The organism is Campylobacter concisus (assembly GCF_003048775.2).
Lineage (GTDB): Bacteria > Campylobacterota > Campylobacteria > Campylobacterales > Campylobacteraceae > Campylobacter_A > Campylobacter_A concisus_I.
In genome coordinates this window covers 1,398,292-1,414,514 of sequence record NZ_CP049272.1, presented here as the reverse complement: position 1 = coordinate 1,414,514, position 16,223 = coordinate 1,398,292, and the positions used below count along the sequence as shown (strand labels likewise).

The window sequence follows — 16,223 nt, the reverse complement described above, 5'->3', positions numbered from 1 at the left end:
AAATGAGTAGAAAAATCAACTTTAGCGCAGGCCCAAGCGCGATACCACTAGAGGTTTTAGAGCACGCAAAGGCCGAATTTACCGACTACAGAGGCGAGGGCTACTCGATCATGGAGATTAGCCACAGAAGCAAGACCTTTGAGGAGATCCACTTTGGTGCGATGGATAAGATAAGAAAGCTCTATAATGTCGGCGATGAGTATGAAATTTTATTTTTGCAAGGCGGCGCACACTTGCAATTTAGCATGATACCGATGAATTTATATCAAGGTGGCAAGGCGCAGTACGCAAACACTGGCGTTTGGACAAACAAAGCGATCAAAGAGGCAAAAGTGCTTGGCGTAAATGTAGATGTCGTAGCAAGCAGCGAAGATGAAAATTTCTCTTACATCCCTGATGTGAAATTTAGTGACGATGCCGACTACGCCTACATCTGCTCAAATAATACGATTTATGGCACACAGTATAAGGCTATGCCAAAGACTAAATCGCCCCTTGTTGTCGATGCTTCGAGTGATTTTTTCGCTAGACCGCTTGATTTTAGCAGTATTGGCTTGCTTTACGGTGGCGCTCAGAAAAATGCAGGCCCAAGTGGCGTGACTATCGTCATTTTAAGAAAAGACCTAGTTGATCGTGTGAGCAGCCAAAATATCCCTATGTTTTTGCGCTACAAAACGCACGTAGAGGCAAACTCACTTTACAACACACCGCCAACTTTTGGAATTTATCTTTTAAATTTAACCATGCAGCACCTACTAGATCTTGGTGGACTTGCTGAGGTTGAGAAGATAAATGCAAAAAAAGCAAGCACGCTTTATGACATCATAGATAGCTCAAATGGCTTTTATCTAGGCCACGCTAAAAAATCAAGCAGATCAGATATGAACGTGAGCTTTACGATACCAAAAGATCACGCACTTGAGCCAGTTTTCGTCGAAGAAGCACTAAAAGAGGGCATGCTAGGGCTAAAAGGTCACAGACATCTTGGCGGCATAAGAGCCTCTATCTACAATGCCGTTAGTCAAAGCGATGTTGAAAAACTTGGCGAATTTATGAGAGAATTTGCAAGAAAACATAGCTAATGAATAAAACAAAGAAAGCTTATGATGAAATTCCTTATTTCTCGGCTGCATTTAGCGACTGCTCGCCAGTTAGGATAGAAGCGGTTGCTAAATTTCTGGGGCTTAAAGCAGCTAGCTTAAAAGAGGCTAGAGTGCTTGAGCTTGGCTCATCATATGGTGGCAATATCTTGCCATTTGCCATTTCGCACAAAAGCGCAAAAGTCGTTGGTATCGACATCTCAAGCCATCAAGTGACTGAAGGTAACAAGGTGGCAAAGCAGATAGGTTTAGAAAATTTTACTCTTCTTGAGCGAAATTTTTTGCACATGAACGAAAGCGATATAAAAGAGCTTGGGAAATTTGACTATATTATCGCTCATGGCGTTTATAGCTGGGTGAGTCCAAATGTAAGAGATGCACTGCTTGCCACGATTAAGGCACTACTTAGCGAGGATGGCATCGCTTATGTTTCGTATAATACCTATCCTGGCTGGAAGAGCCTTGATATTTTAAGAGATTTTATGCTTTTTGTAAGCTCAGGTAACGACAGCAAAGAAGCACTTGCTCGTGTAAAAGGTGAGTTAAATTTCTTGCAGGATTATTTGAAATTTAGCTTACAAAACCAAAGCGACGTCGTCTATAAAGACAGCATGAAGCTACTTTTGACGCAGCTAAATTTCTTACAAGGCATCATCGCAAAGGGTAGTGATTATTACATTTTGCACGACTTTTTGGAGGCTAGCAACGAGCCAACTTACTTTCATAAATTTGCTAAACACATCGATAAACACGGACTTTGCTATGTTATAGATGCTTCGTTAAATGACATCTTTGCAAGCTCAACTGGAATTTATCGCTTTGACGCGCACATCGAGCAAAGCTACAACACTCGCATCAAAAAAGAGCAGCTAAACGACTTTTTGTTTAATAGATCTTTTAGAAAGAGCCTCATCGCGCACAAAGAAAGGCTTGGTGGCGCTGAGGACTTTGATGCGGTGCTTGGAGAGAGCGAGCTTGATAGGATTTATTTTGCATATTTTAGTGAGCAGCCAAGGACAAAAACGCAAGAAATTTTGAGCAAAGCCTATCCGCAAAGTCTAAATTTAAGTGAAGTAAAGGCTGCACTTGGTGAGAGCAAGAGTGAAGCATTTATGGGGCTACTTGAAATTTTAAATGATCAAAACACTAAAATTTCATCCACAAAGCTTGCTGCACTTGCTTATGAGCCTAAAAAAACTAGGCTAAAGCCTAGAGCTGCTGCGTATCTGGGGTATTTTCTGGAGGCTAACTCGCCAGTTATTTCTTTAGCAAATGAGCTAAATGGCAAGCTTAGTTTAAGCGTTGAAGAGATCAAAGCTGCATTGAAATTTGACGGCAAGGCCAGCGTTAAAGAGATTGCAAAGGGCGTAAATTTAAACGAAGATGAGCTAAAAGAGCTTGCTTTTAAACTAAGCGAAGCTTACTTTTTTGAAGAAATTTAAAAAGAGCGTGGCAATTTAGCCATGCTCTTATTCAAAAAACATATCTTTTAATATCAAACATATCATCGCTATGTAAAAGAGTAAAAACCATTTTTTAAGTGTTTTTTTGTCGGTATTTTGCGTCTTTTTGGTGCCAAAGTATGCGCCTATTAGCGAGCCAAGACCTAAAAATGCGCCCTCAGCGTATGAGATATGGCCATTTAGCGAGAGCGAGATGAAGCCAGCGATGGCTGCAAACATAACGAAAAATACGCCCATTGAGACCGCTTTTTTCAGCTCATAACGCAAAAAGCCTACCAAGATAGGAGCGATAAAGACGCCCCCGCCGATGCCAATACTAATAGCAAGAGCACCTACAAAAAGACCAACTAAAAATAGCAAAAAAAGTGAGTTATTTGCGTTTGAGCCGTCACTATTTGGCATAAAATATAACTTTAAAAGGGATAAGATAAATGTCGCAAGTAAGAGTGACTCAAGTAAAATCGCTGGCGCATATGAAACAATAATGCCACTAAAACTAGCTCCAACTAAGCCCCCAAGCCCTAAAACTACGCCGCGATTTAGTTTTAAAAGGCCAGCTTTGTAGTTTAGATACGAGCCAAAAGTCGCACTAAATATCATTTGCATAACGCTTATGCCAATAGCGGTTTTTATGTCATATCCAAAGGCGACCATTATAGGAACGACGACCGTGCCGCCACCGATGCCAAAAAAGCCAGCGATGTATCCAACACCGATACCAATTATAAAAAGTTCAACAAAGAGCATAAATTTCCTTTTACGAGTGCCAAATTTTAGCCAAGCGGTGTTAAAAAAATAGTAAAAAGGTGAAATTTGGGCATAAATTTAGAAATTTGATAAAAATTTTAAAAACTAAAAGCGAACTTTTTTTATAATCATCAAAAATTTAAAGGAAAAAAATGCTCTTAGAACAACCACTGTTTTATTATGAAGTGATTAGAGAAAAATTTAAAAATAGCTACTTGGCCGAGGATAAGACCCAAACGATTATAGGTATTGATTGCGAATACATCGATGAAAAGGATATGGACTTTTATGGGCTTAGAAGTTATTTTGATACAAATCGTAATAAATCTTTAGCTCCATTTGCGGGACTTTTTGGTGTTTTTGCCTATGATGGTGTGAGATATTTTGAATATATCGGAGAAGAGAAAGCCAAAAAGTATGAATTTCCAAAATTTATCTATGCCGATGCAAAGGCCTATCTGCACTTTGACAAGATGAGTAAAATTTATACATTTTATGGAGATAAGAATAAATATTATGACTTTTTGCTTGATGCGAAAGTTGAATGCAAAAGCAAAGAGCAGAGTAAATTTAGTATAAAAACTGATCTTAGTAGAGAAAAGAAACACTTTGAGGATATGGTTGAGTTAGCAAAAGAGTATATAAGATGTGGTGATGTCTTTCAGGTGGTACTTGGTGAATTGCTTGAAATTTCAACGAATATGAGCAGTTTGGAATTTTATAAAAAGCTCTCACTTACAAATCCAAGTCCATATATGTTTCATTTTCCTACACCTTATGGTGATGTGGTTGGCTCTTCGCCAGAGCTTGTTTTTGAGATGAAAAGTGAGCAAATTTTTGTAGCTCCGATCGCAGGCACAAGGCCTAGAGGAAGTGATGCAAATGCAGATGCGGCACTTGAAAATGAGCTTTTAAGTGACGAAAAGGAACTGGCTGAGCACAAAATGCTAATTGATCTTGCTAGAAATGACATCGGCAGGGTTTCAGAGCCAAAAAGTGTATCCGTAAAAAATACTATGCATATCCAAAAATATGAAAAAGTAATTCATATCGTAAGCGATGTCTATGGCAAGTGCGCCAAAGGGCTTGATCTTTTTGATGTCTTAGCTAGCATCTTCCCAGCTGGCACGCTTAGCGGTGCGCCAAAGATCAGAGCGATGCAGATCATAAACGAGCTTGAAATTTATGAGCGAAATATCTATGGCGGCGGCATTGGATTTTTGCATTTTAATGGCGATGCTCAGGTTGCTATTCTTATTCGCTCAGCCATCTTTGTGTCAGGTGAAAATGGCTTTAGTGATGTATTTGTGGGGGCTGGAGCTGGTATAGTTTATGACTCAAAGAGCGAAAGAGAATACGCCGAAATTTACCATAAACGAGCAAGCGTGCTAAATGTATTTAAAAATAACGCAAAAGAGTTTTAAGCGTTAAACTTAATAAATTCATAAGAGCTTTTAGCGTAGCTAGTGCCCATAGAATCGATTTGTTCCCTTACGGTAGCTGAGAGCTCTGCTTTTGTGATATTTTTAGCTAGCACTTTTACAAAAGGAAATTCACTTCTTTCTTGTGCGCCAAATATCAGCACTCTTGTATCAACCTTTTGGCTTTGTCTTATCTTATCAACAACTCTTGTTAGCTCTTCATAGTTGAAGTCTTTTACATTTTCATCTATAAGAACGATTCCGTAAGTTTTGGTCTTTATTTTTGTTAATAGCTCATCAAAGCTATTTGTGGTTTCAAGTGTGTTGTAAAATTCTCCTAAAGCTGAGCTAAATATTTTATTTTCCATTGGAGATTTCTTAAATAAAATAATATTTTCGCTTTTTGTTAGATAGCTTTCGTCTATTGCGATCTCGCCAAAATTTGGCAAAAATTTTCTAAAAATTTGAGCCAGTTCGTCGCTATTTATTGGCGTTTTTATATAGGCATTGAAGTATTCTTTGACACTCTCTCCATCTATATTTGAAGTATTTGAAAGCATTAGTATAATTGGAATTTTTGCATTTTGTATGGCTGTTTTTATAAGATCAAGATTTTTTTGAAGGCTATTTTTTTCAGCTTCGAAAAATTTTGAGCCAACAAATATAAGGTCAAAATCGCCTTGCTTTATGGCTTGTTTTAGATCTTTTTTATTACAAACTCCAACAACTTCGCAGTTAAATTTACTAAAACCACTTGCTGTTATATCTATGTAAATTTCATTAGTATCGCAGATTAAAATTTTTGGTTTATCGTTTAAATTTTTATTCATAATATCAGCTTCACCTAAGCAAAGTAGTCTTGTGATGCTTAATGGAGTTAGCGGATCTTTTAAAATGAGCGGATTTTTAATATCTTGACCTTGCTTATTGGTATTTCTTAAAAATATAGCATCATAATTTTTTGTAATAGATGGGCTAGTGCTTGTTAGCATATCCACTTTGAGCCCAAGGTCTTTTGTAGTCTGCTCAAAAGCTTCGTTGTAAGCGATATTTACATCTTGCAAGAATGCTAATTTATGATCGCATTTTATATCAAAGTCTTTATAGTTTGATGTTGTTTTAAAAATGACTACAAATTTAAACTCATTGCCAATACTTGGAAACGAGTTAATCTCCAGCTTGCTTTCTAAATTTTTTAAATAAATTTGAGCGATTTTTAGATAAAACTCGCTCTCATCATTATTTAAGCTATTCTCATCATCTAAAAATATATCTGAAATTTGCTTTTCGCTCATGGCAGCTGAGCTATTTTTTATGCTAAAGCTTACAGAACAAAGCCCGCTTCTATCAAACTCTTTTTGAACTTTTTTGATAGTGATGATAATGTTTTGATGTCTTAAAGACATTGATAAAGACGCCAAAAAGATAGAGTTAAATGCGGTTTTTAATGAATTTAGATTTCCTTCTAGTTCATTTGTAAGGCTTGGATCAAGGTAACTTATAAAATTTATCTTTTTGCTTTGCGAATAGACGATATTTGCTTGCAAAATTTCTTCGAAGCTTTTTTGAGGATCAAATATCTCGGTTTTATTGCATTCGCTATATTTTTTAACATTTGAGATATTTTTAGCATTGTTATAAAGTGAAGTCATGATATTTGCATTTTTTTCTATCGTGTCTATAAATACTTGCTTTTTGCTATTATTTGTTTCTATTTTTAAAGCCGCAGTCGATGTAAAAATTTCCTTATTGATAGACTCTAGCTTCTTGCTCACGGATAAAATATATCTATCTTTTATCTGAAAAAAGCTGCTATCTTTTATATAGGTTTCTTTTAGATCTTCATAAGTTTTTATAAGTTTTGATATCGCATTATCCGCACTTGTCTCTTTTGATGATAGGATATAGTTTGATATGTATTTTGACTTATCGATAAGCACCTTTAAAAATTTCAACCTAGCAGAAATGCTAAGCAAAGATAAAATGAGCAAGCCACAAAGCAAAAACTCAAAGAAGGTCTTTATGCCAAATCTTATTTTCTCGCTCTTAGTAAGTTCTAACAGCTCATTTTTTATGTTTATGGCACTATCTAATAAAAGTATAAATTTATCATCTTCATACTGTTTGATTAAGATGATATCTTCGATGTTTAGCTTCTCAGAAAATGCGATCTTGGCTTTAACTTCTCTTATTTTTCTGGCTTGATAGTTGGCTTCAAACTGGTTAAAGTCTTTATAGATATTCTCTTTTAGCTCACTTTTTGGAAGCATATCAAGATTTGGCGTGTTGTCCTTTACGGAATATATATTTTCTCTCACATTGCTATTTATTGAAAATAAAGGGCCATTTATAAAGATATTTTTTACATAGTATTTTGTGTTGTTTGCTAAAGAGAGTTGATTGTAAATTTTACTTAAAGTTGCGGCATAAGCTTTTATTATAAGTGGAAAGTCTCGGTCTAAGTCTTGTTTAAAATCGCTATCTATTTCTCCATTTATATTTTGGAAAAATTCATAAAATAGTTCATCAAATTTATCATTTTGGTTTAGATTTGCTAGCAATTCTTTTAATTTATTTACATTTCGTATCTCAGTGCGATCGTCTTTTCTTATAGAGTTTATAAATTTTTGTGTATTTTTTAAAGTGTTATCCCGCAACCTTCTTATATCTTCTTGGCTTTTGCCTATTAGCGTATCGTGCTCTTGTATTACAGATTTTATAGTTTGAAATACTAAGGATTGTTTATATAGTTTTTCATTTAGATCTTTTAGTTCTGTAAATTTTTTATAGCTTTCATTTCCGCTATATGCGCAAAAGATCGCTGAAATTATTATTGGCACTAACAATATATAAAATTTATTATTTTTCATGGATACTCTTTTTGCTATATTTTTTGACGATATTTTCTATCTCAATTAGTCTTTTGGTAAAAAGAGACATCTCTTTCATCTTTCCATTTTGATTGTTATCTAAAAGAGCGTTAAGCTCATTTGCAAGGTTATTAAGCTTTAAATTTAATGCAGCTTCCCTTATCTCATCTACGTATTTTTTGAGCATTATCTCGTCTTTTGCGATTATGGCTGATTGGATTTGGATAAGGATTTCTCTTGCGTTATGCAAAAAGATATTTAAGTAGGACGCAAAATCTTTTTTATTTAAATTTAGTATTTTAAGCGATGTTTCAAACCAAGAATCATCGATAAGTGATTGTGTCTGCGTGTCAAAAAGATACCATGCGTTTAGTTTAAAAACGGGCAGTCTTAATGTAGGTTTTACTTTTACTGCTGCTATTAGATTTTGGTTGTTTATTATGTCTTGCTTCTCTAAAAGCACGATAAAAAATTTCTCACCATTTTTTAAAATGGCATTTTGCAATCTCGCTTCTAGTAAGATAGCACCACCATCTTTTCTTTTTAAATTTACTCTAGCGCTATTATCTTTCGTATTTTGTAAAAATTCCAAGAAGTTGTAGTTTGTACTTTCTTGGCTTGTTATGACTAGCTCACTTATATCTTTGTATTGCAACAAAAAGTCATCCAAACTATCAAAACCCAATAGCTCAAGTGAATCTTGCGTTATCGCAGATATTTTTAAATTTTCATCATATATTATCACTTCAAATTTCCTTCTTTGAGCACTGCAAGCTTTTCTGCTACGCTTTTATTTGTTATTTTTGCCACTTCGTCTAAATTCGCTTCGCTGATTTTATCAAAACTTCCGTAAAAGCTGATTAATTTCGCGATACTGCCCTCAGATACGCCAGCCTGCTTTAGAATTGATCTTTGCATATCGTTTTTCTGCCTTGTTTTTCTGTGAAAACTGATGACAAATCTATGGCTTTCATCACGCATTTTTTGGAAAAACTGCAGCTTTTTATCGCTCGTGCTTAGGCTAAAGCTACCATTTTTTGTGTAAATTTTATCCTTTGCCTCACCTTTTGCGCGGTGAGCTTTGGCATCGATCTTCTCTTTTGAAATGGCTATCACATCGACATTTGCGCCACTGCTTGCTAAAATTTCACAGGCTAAGTTTAAAAGCACTTCACCACCATCAATGACCCAAAGATCAGGTGGGCTAAGCTTGTCAAATCTAAGCGCTCTAGCTGTTAGGCTCTCTTTCATCTGATCGTAGTCGTTTTTAGAGTTTAGATGCATGTGACGGTAGTTTTGCTTCGCCCACTCGCCGTGTTCATAGCGTACCATCGCTCCGACACTTGCCTCGCCAAAAAGGTGTGAGTTGTCGTAGGCTTCGACCACGTAAGGCGTGTGAGCAAGACCAAAATACTCTTTTATCTCGTTTAATAGCTCATTATCGTGCGTTTTTAGATATTTTTCGATGCTAACTTCAGCGTTTTTTGTAGCGATCTCACAAATTTTACGCTTATCGCCTATTTTTGGGCAAGTGATACTAAATTTACGCCCAAATCTCTCGTTTAAAATTTCCTCCACCAGCTCACTATCTTCAAAGCTCTCATGCACATAAATTTTGGTGCTAATTATCGGCTGTCCAGCTATGAAGCTTTTTAAAATAGCCTGCTTATAAGCTTCGTTTATCTCGTCTTTTTGAGCGTTTTTGGCCTGCGTGATGTCAGTTTTTACGCCAGTTATCTTGCCACTTTGCACGCTAAATCTTACCGCACAGATCATATCGTGCACGCAAGCGACCGAGTATGCCTCAAAGTCCTCAAGCTTGGCAAGATCGACCTCGACCTTTGTTTGCATGTTTTTAAGTGTTTGTATTTTATCTCTAGTCGCGGCTGCTTGCTCGTAGTCTTCAGCCTTGGCGTAGTTTAGCATGAGCTCTTCAAGGCGAGTGATGAGTAAATTTGGATTTTGTAAGGCCGCGATAGCCTCATTTACGATCTTAGCGTAGTTTTCTTTTGAAATTTTGCCTTCACACGGAGCATAGCAGCGTTTTAGCTGATAAAAAAGGCAGGCTTTTTTGCCTTTGATGCAGGATTTTTTCTGAACTAGGTTGAAATTTATATAAAGTGCTTCAAGTAGCTCGCTAGCTCCACTAAAATATGGTCCAAAATAGCGGATATTCGAGCCTTTTATCACCTTTCTAGTGATCTCAAATCTTGGAAAATCATCATTTAAATTTATAAAAATATAAGGGTAGGTCTTGTCGTCACGAAGCAAGATGTTGTACTTTGGTTTTAGCTGCTTGATGAAAGAATTTTCAAGTATCAGCGCGTCTGCTTCGCTTGGTGTGACGATGTATTCAAGATGCACGGCTTCGCTTATCATCTTTGAAATTCTTGGACTTAGCTTTTCGGCTGGAGCTAGACTTGGGGTAAATTTAAAGTAGCTTTTGACCCTGTTTTTTAAAATTTTGGCCTTACCAACGTATAAAAGTCTATTTTGTGCGTCAAAATACTGGTATACGCCAGGCTCGTTTGGAAGCGTTCTGATCTCGTCTATTAGCATCTTGCCTGTTCATTTTTCTTGAGCAAAATTTCTCTTAGCTCTTCAAATTTTTGGTGTATTTGCTCGTCTTTTGCTAAATTTTCAAACTCACCTTTGCTAGCTGGCGTATAAAAGATGGCACTTTGCTCTTTTTGATTAAAAAATTTTAAAAATTTGCTCACGACAAATCTTATATTTTCTTCTTTTTTGTTTTTTGTATAGTTGATTTCGTTAATAGGTTTTGGAGTAAGAATGCTGTTAAAAACGCTATTTTTATTAAAATTGCAAAAGGTTTTTAATAACCTTTTTATATCATTTATACTACTATCACGCCTAAGCTCTAAAAGCCCAGTGGGATGAGTAAGAACAAAGGTCAAAACGTCTTCTCTAACGTAGCAAAAAGCTATATAAAATCGTTTTGCTTTCCCCATAAGCTCTAAAAGCTGTTGGCACTCATTTGCCATGCTTAATTTTTCTTTATACAAAGGATTTTCATGAATAGTATTTATCAAAAATTTAGCGTTTTTCATGGGCTTATCTTATCATTTTTTATTTTAATTTTTACTCTTTTTGCATTTAGTGGTTGTGGTTACAAGGATGATCCATTTTATGGAAATGCTCCCGTAAAAGAAAAGAAAACTGATAAGATAAACAAAATCTAGTAAAATTTTCATATTTAAATAAAAATGTAATGTAAGCTTAATAATTTTAACTAACCTAATTTTTAGGCTCATTTAAGTAATATACCAAGATTTTTTATTCTACAAGGAGAGTATAATGAGGTTTTTTGGACTTCTAGGCTTGTTTTTCGCGATGGCTTTTGGTGCTGATGGAGAAACCGCAGCTATTGACTTAACTACTACATGGGCAGGAATTTTATCGCTTATAATTTTTGTTGTTGGATATTTTTTCATAGCAGCAGAAGAAAATTTCCATATCGACAAAGCAAAACCTGCTATCTTTATCGGTACGTTTATGTTCCTGCTTATCGGCGTTTATATGCTTATAAATGGCATGGATGTGCATTCGCTTGAACATGAGGTAAATCACCTGATTTTAGAGATCGCTCAGATCGTATTTTTCTTGATGGTGGCGATGACATTTATCGAAGCACTTATCGAAAGAGACGTATTTAATGCACTTAAATATAATCTCGTATCAAAAGGCTATACTTATAGAAAGCTGTTTTGGCTAACTGGTATTTTGGCATTTTTTATAAGCCCAGTAGCTGATAACCTAACAACAGCGCTTATTCTTTCAACCGTTCTTCTAACAATAGATAGAAATAATACAAATTTCCTAGTAGCCGGTGCGATAAATATCGTCGTAGCCGCAAATGCGGGTGGAGCATGGAGTCCATTTGGCGATATCACTACGCTTATGGCTTGGGCTGCTGGAAAAGCACCATTTGTCGACTTTTTCGCACTTTTTCCAGCATCTATCACTGGCTGGTTTGTAACGGCATTTTTACTTTCTCGCGTGGTGCCAAGTACTGCACCGCATTTTGACGTAGCAAACGAGCCAAAAGTGGTTATGAAAAAGGGCGGTAAAGCGGTTATCTTTATAGGCGCATTTACTATCTTTTGTGCAGTTATGATGCATCAGCTTTTCCACTTGCCAGCGATGTGGGGAATGATGTTTGGTTTCTCACTACTTAGTCTTTATACTTACTATTTCAAAAAAGCTCACAAAAATGAAGAGCCAATGCATGTATTTCACTATATGTCAAAGATCGAAAACAACACACTATTTTTCTTCTTTGGAATTTTAGCTGCAGTTGGCGCTCTTCATTTTGCTGGATTTTTAAATTACGCTGTATCACTTTATGATAAATTTGGCTCAACTGCTGTAAATATCGGCGTTGGATTCCTTTCAGCGATCGTTGATAATGTCCCTGTTATGTCAGCTGTTTTAAAAGCAAATCCAGCAATGGGAGCTGATGCAGGCGAGGCGATGAGTCAGTGGCTACTAGTGACACTAACTGCTGGTATCGGTGGTTCGATGATCAGCTTTGGTTCAGCAGCTGGTGTTGGAGTAATGGGTAAATTAAAAGGAATTTATACCTTTGGTGCACATATGAAATACGCTTGGATGGTGGTTCTAGGATATATCGTATCAATCATTGTTTGGTATGTGCAGTTTGAAATTTTTCATATCTATTTTTAAAAGGTTATAAATGAACAATACGATTATAGTTTTGGATTTTGGTTCGCAATACACTCAGCTAATAGCTAGAAGGCTAAGAGAAGAGGGCGTCTACACTGAAATTTTGCCATTTAATGCAAAGCTTAGTGAGATAAAGGCAAAAGAGCCAAAAGGTATCATTTTAAGTGGCGGTCCAGCTAGCGTTTATGCTAAAGATGCTTATTTTTGCGATAATGGCGTCTTTGAGTTAAATATCCCTATACTTGGCGTTTGCTACGGCATGCAGCTACTTGCTCACACACATGGGGCTGAGGTTTTAGCGGCTGATCAAAAAGAGTATGGCAAGGCCGAGCTTAACGTTATTAAAGAGCATGAGCTATTTAAAGATACACCTTCAAAACAAATCGTATGGATGAGTCATAGTGACTATGTAAAGGACTTGCCAGAGGGCTTTGAAGTGATCGCTGTTAGTGAAAATTCACCTTATTGTGCTTTTGGCGATGATAAACGAAAATTTTATGCGATCCAGTTTCACGCAGAGGTGCAACACAGCGAATACGGCACGCAAATTTTAAAGAATTTCGCTAAATATATCTGCGGCTGCGAGAGCACGTGGAACATGGGAAGCTTTGCAAAAAACAAGATAGAAGAGATAAGAAAAACAGTAGGCACTCACAAGGTACTTTGTGCAGTTAGCGGTGGCGTGGATAGCTCTGTAACCGCGGCACTTTTAGCAGCTGCTGTGCCTGAAAATTTGATCCTTGTCTTTGTTGATAACGGACTTCTTAGAACAAACGAAAAAGAGCAAGTTGAAGCTACATTTAGAACAAAGCTTGGCGTTGAGCTTGTTAGCATAGACGCGAGCGAGACTTTTCTTGGACGCTTGGCTGGCGTGGTTGATCCTGAAAAAAAACGTAAGATTATAGGCGAGACATTTATAGAAATTTTTGAGCAAGAGGCCAAAAAGCATGGTGATGTGAAATTTCTAGCTCAAGGCACTCTTTATACTGATATCATCGAAAGCTCAGTAGTTGGCTCAAGTAAGACGATAAAGAGCCACCACAACGTTGGTGGTTTGCCTGATTGGATGACATTTGAGCTAATAGAGCCGCTAAGAGAAATTTTTAAAGACGAGGTTAGAAAACTAGGTCTTGAGCTTGGACTAAGCCGTGATCTAGTCTTCCGCCACCCTTTCCCAGGGCCGGGCCTTGCTATCCGCATCATGGGTGAAGTAAATAAACCAAGTCTAGAGCTACTTCGCAAAGCCGATGTGATCTTGCGTGATGAGCTAAAAAGTACTGGCTGGTATAACAAAACTTGGCAGGCATTCTGCGTACTTTTAAATGTAAATTCTGTTGGTGTAATGGGCGATAATCGCACCTACGAAAACGCTGTTTGCGTGCGCGTGGTTGACGCGAGTGATGGCATGACTGCAAGCTTTTCAAGGCTTCCTTATGATCTACTTGAAAACGTAAGCCGCCGCATTATAAACGAGGTAAACGGCATAAACCGTGTAGTTTACGATATCTCGAGCAAACCGCCTGCAACTATCGAGTGGGAGTAGAGTAACAAAAATATTTCTGCTGTAAAACCGTTGAAAATACAATATCACAACGGCTTACGGAAGCAAAAAGCTCCTTAGTGATACTGTTTTGATACTAAAAATGAGAAAAGTAGGTTTAAAAGAGAGTTTTAAATTTAGATAAATTGTTTAGAGAGCCTCCCATTATTTTGCTGGGAGGCTTTTGTGAAAACAGCGGTTGATAAATTTGAATAGGTTGTAGTAATAAAAATTCTTTGTATCGGAGCCCACTTTAACATATAGCAATGCGGGATATTCATTTATACATGACCTAAATAAAAATTTAAATGCTATTAATAAATGCTTAAATTGTGATACATTGTATGGGATTTGTTTTGGTTTGAATATTTTGAAAGAAGCGTCAACATGAGACACAAAGATACAAGAAGAGAATGTGAAGAGTTATGGGCAAAAAATAAATATTTTGTACTAAGCAAATCGCAAAAAGCATATCTGGAGATAAGGGAGTACTTGAAGGAAAAAGAACTGGATGTTGTATGGCTAAATGAAAAAATACAGGAAACAAGAGATATGAAGGAGAGTAAAAAAGATTTTAGTAATGCCATTCTTCATATATGGGGATATTTCAGAAAAGATGCAAATACAATTGAAAAGCAGGTATTATTTGATATATTAAATGGATATATGGCAGGGGAGAATAGTCAGAAGGCTGTAATTGAATGCATTAACACTTTACTAAAGAAATACCCTAATGAATATTTAGAAAAATCAACCTTGTTAACAGGAGAAAAATATGAGACTATGGCATGAAAAACTTATCCACTTATTGCCTAAAAATCAGCTTCTTGGACAACACAGGGAATGTTGTGCTTTGAGGGGCAATGGATGGAAAAAGAAACATAAAACCGTAGACTATGTGTTTACATATTCCCCATATCATCTTTTTATTTACCATGTATTGGTTATGGAGGAGATGGAAAAAAGGGGATATAATGTTTCTGCGGAATGGAAAGATAAAAATTATAGAGGAAGGACAGCAGAAAAGTACGATAATCTTAAAGAAGAAATTATAAGCAGTCCAATTTACAAAGAGCACAATATCGAATATCTAGCTGATTGCATAGAGAATTTAAGAAACAAAGGTATACATTTAAAAGTATAGAAGTTGTGGAAGAGTAAATTGATATAAAAATAAAAGAAGTTGAAGATAAATTAGAAAAGCAAGCTGTGTCAAGAGAAATATTATATGACCTTTCAGAATGGTTTGGAATACTGGAAAGTACAGAATAATATATTCGTGATTCACAGAAAAGACTTTTCTCGCTTATCATATAAATGATGAGCTGGTTGGTTTTGTTGTATAAATGCAATTGGCAAAGATTGTACAGATATTTTTGTAATTGGCATAGAAAAGAAATTCCATCAAATGGGTATTGGATTATTACTTAACGAAGCTTACAAAACTACGGCAAGGAAGCCGGGTTACGCATATTAAAAACAGAAACTAAAAAGATACTGTTATAGAACAAAAGAAACAAATATGATATGGTAATTATTGAGTGAGAGTAGACACAAAAATCCCTTTATGAAATTTTTTGTAAATGGAACTTCCTTATATACATTAGTTTTAATTAGGATATTTTTTCTCTTTTTATTAACATTGGTCAATGAAATTTAGCTCTTAACCTTTTATAATTTTGCAAAAAAAGGATATAAAATGAGTAAAATTTACAATCTAAACGCCGACACGAAAGTCGTCGCAAAAAGCGTTGTTAGCAAGAGAATTTTTGATTGCGAGAACGCTCATGTCGATGTATTTGCTTTTGATACGGGCGAGGAGCTAGATCATGAGATGCTGTTTTGTGACAGTCTTGCATGGGTTGTAGAGGGTGGTGCTACCCTATACTACGGTGAAAAGCAGATGCATATAGGTGGCGAGCAAGCTTGCCTGATAGAGAAAAAAGTGTGGCGTAAGCTAGTTTTTAACGAACCAACGAAATATATTTCAATTGATTTTAAGGAGGACTTAATGATAGATCATTTACCTAAGGCAGCTATTTTTAGCTTAGTTGATGCAGTCGAATACGAAAAAGGCAAAATCGTGAGCAAAACGCTTGTTAAAAATGAGAATGGCTCGATGTCGCTGCTTAGTTTTGACACAGACCAAGAGCTATCAACTCACGCAGCTCCAGGTGATGCACTACTTATCGCACTTGATGGCGAGATGAAGCTAACTATTGGTGATGAACATTTTGATATCAAAAAAGGCGATACCATCGTGCTACCAGGCAAAATACCACACGGATTAAAGATAAAAGATAAATTTAAAATGCTCTTAATTGTCACTAAAGACAAAATGTAATACCAAGCCCTATTTTTAGGGCTTTTACATTTTA

Annotated in this window: 14 protein-coding genes; 9 read left to right on the top strand and 5 right to left on the bottom strand. The window is 36.3% G+C overall.

What is annotated here, in order from left to right; translation table 11 throughout:
* Window positions 1-2 precede the first annotated feature (2 nt).
* Together serC and CVT17_RS07055 are read left to right on the top strand one after the other, a co-directional pair.
* The gene (gene serC / locus CVT17_RS07060; RefSeq protein ID WP_107770695.1) at window positions 3-1,082 is read left to right on the top strand and encodes a phosphoserine transaminase; all 1,080 of its coding nucleotides are present in this window, start codon (window positions 3-5) and stop codon (window positions 1,080-1,082) included.
* Window positions 1,082-2,542: a class I SAM-dependent methyltransferase gene (locus tag CVT17_RS07055; protein ID WP_107770696.1), complete on the top strand. Its 1,461-nt coding sequence runs from the start codon at window positions 1,082-1,084 to the stop codon at window positions 2,540-2,542. The genes serC and CVT17_RS07055 overlap by 1 nt, the downstream gene beginning before the upstream one ends.
* 27 nt (window positions 2,543-2,569) lie before the next feature.
* Here CVT17_RS07055 and CVT17_RS07050 read toward each other — a convergent pair whose 3' ends face one another.
* Window positions 2,570-3,310 (bottom strand): sulfite exporter TauE/SafE family protein, encoded by a 741-nt coding sequence (locus tag CVT17_RS07050; RefSeq protein WP_107770697.1) that lies wholly within the window; start codon window positions 3,308-3,310, stop codon window positions 2,570-2,572.
* A 152-nt stretch (window positions 3,311-3,462) separates the two neighbouring features.
* On the opposite strand from CVT17_RS07050, the gene CVT17_RS07045 reads away from it, so the two are divergent.
* A complete protein-coding gene (locus tag CVT17_RS07045; protein WP_107770698.1) occupies window positions 3,463-4,734 on the top strand; it encodes an anthranilate synthase component I family protein in 1,272 nt (423 codons plus the stop codon).
* On the opposite strand, the gene CVT17_RS07040 is transcribed toward CVT17_RS07045, so the two are convergent.
* From CVT17_RS07040 to CVT17_RS07025, 4 genes are read right to left on the bottom strand one after another with little or no spacing between them, the layout of a single operon-like run.
* Window positions 4,731-7,601 (bottom strand): response regulator, encoded by a 2,871-nt coding sequence (locus tag CVT17_RS07040; protein ID WP_107858509.1) that lies wholly within the window; start codon window positions 7,599-7,601, stop codon window positions 4,731-4,733. The two genes, CVT17_RS07045 and CVT17_RS07040, sit on opposite strands and share 4 nt — an antisense overlap.
* Window positions 7,591-8,346, bottom strand: coding sequence for a hypothetical protein (locus CVT17_RS07035; protein WP_107858508.1), 756 nt, complete (start codon window positions 8,344-8,346; stop codon window positions 7,591-7,593). The genes CVT17_RS07040 and CVT17_RS07035 overlap by 11 nt, the downstream gene beginning before the upstream one ends.
* Window positions 8,343-10,160 carry an excinuclease ABC subunit UvrC gene (gene uvrC / locus CVT17_RS07030; RefSeq protein ID WP_107858507.1) on the bottom strand — a complete coding sequence of 606 codons (1,818 nt, stop codon included), beginning with the start codon at window positions 10,158-10,160 and terminating at the stop codon, window positions 8,343-8,345. Before uvrC ends, CVT17_RS07035 begins: the two co-directional genes overlap by 4 nt.
* Window positions 10,154-10,603, bottom strand: coding sequence for a hypothetical protein (locus tag CVT17_RS07025; protein ID WP_107858573.1), 450 nt, complete (start codon window positions 10,601-10,603; stop codon window positions 10,154-10,156). Before CVT17_RS07025 ends, uvrC begins: the two co-directional genes overlap by 7 nt.
* 30 nt (window positions 10,604-10,633) lie before the next feature.
* Here CVT17_RS07025 and CVT17_RS07020 point away from each other — a divergent pair, with 30 nt between their 5' ends.
* From CVT17_RS07020 to CVT17_RS06995, 6 genes are all read left to right on the top strand, one after another.
* Window positions 10,634-10,801, top strand: coding sequence for a hypothetical protein (locus tag CVT17_RS07020; RefSeq protein WP_167496277.1), 168 nt, complete (start codon window positions 10,634-10,636; stop codon window positions 10,799-10,801).
* A gap of 115 nt (window positions 10,802-10,916) precedes the next feature.
* Complete coding sequence (nhaD, locus tag CVT17_RS07015; protein ID WP_021091705.1) at window positions 10,917-12,305, top strand: sodium:proton antiporter NhaD; 1,389 nt, start codon at window positions 10,917-10,919, stop codon at window positions 12,303-12,305.
* A gap of 10 nt (window positions 12,306-12,315) precedes the next feature.
* Window positions 12,316-13,848, top strand: a complete 1,533-nt coding sequence (gene guaA, locus CVT17_RS07010; RefSeq protein ID WP_107770703.1) for a glutamine-hydrolyzing GMP synthase — start codon at window positions 12,316-12,318, stop codon at window positions 13,846-13,848.
* Between the two features lie 384 nt (window positions 13,849-14,232).
* Window positions 14,233-14,637, top strand: a complete 405-nt coding sequence (locus tag CVT17_RS07005; protein ID WP_103649135.1) for a YbgA family protein — start codon at window positions 14,233-14,235, stop codon at window positions 14,635-14,637.
* A complete protein-coding gene (locus tag CVT17_RS07000) occupies window positions 14,621-14,989 on the top strand; it encodes a TIGR02328 family protein (RefSeq protein WP_084042241.1) in 369 nt (122 codons plus the stop codon). The genes CVT17_RS07005 and CVT17_RS07000 overlap by 17 nt, the downstream gene beginning before the upstream one ends.
* A 555-nt stretch (window positions 14,990-15,544) precedes the next feature.
* On the top strand, window positions 15,545-16,189 hold the full coding sequence (locus CVT17_RS06995; protein ID WP_107770704.1) for a cupin domain-containing protein: 645 nt from the start codon (window positions 15,545-15,547) through the stop codon (window positions 16,187-16,189).
* The last annotated feature ends 34 nt before the right edge of the window (window positions 16,190-16,223 follow it).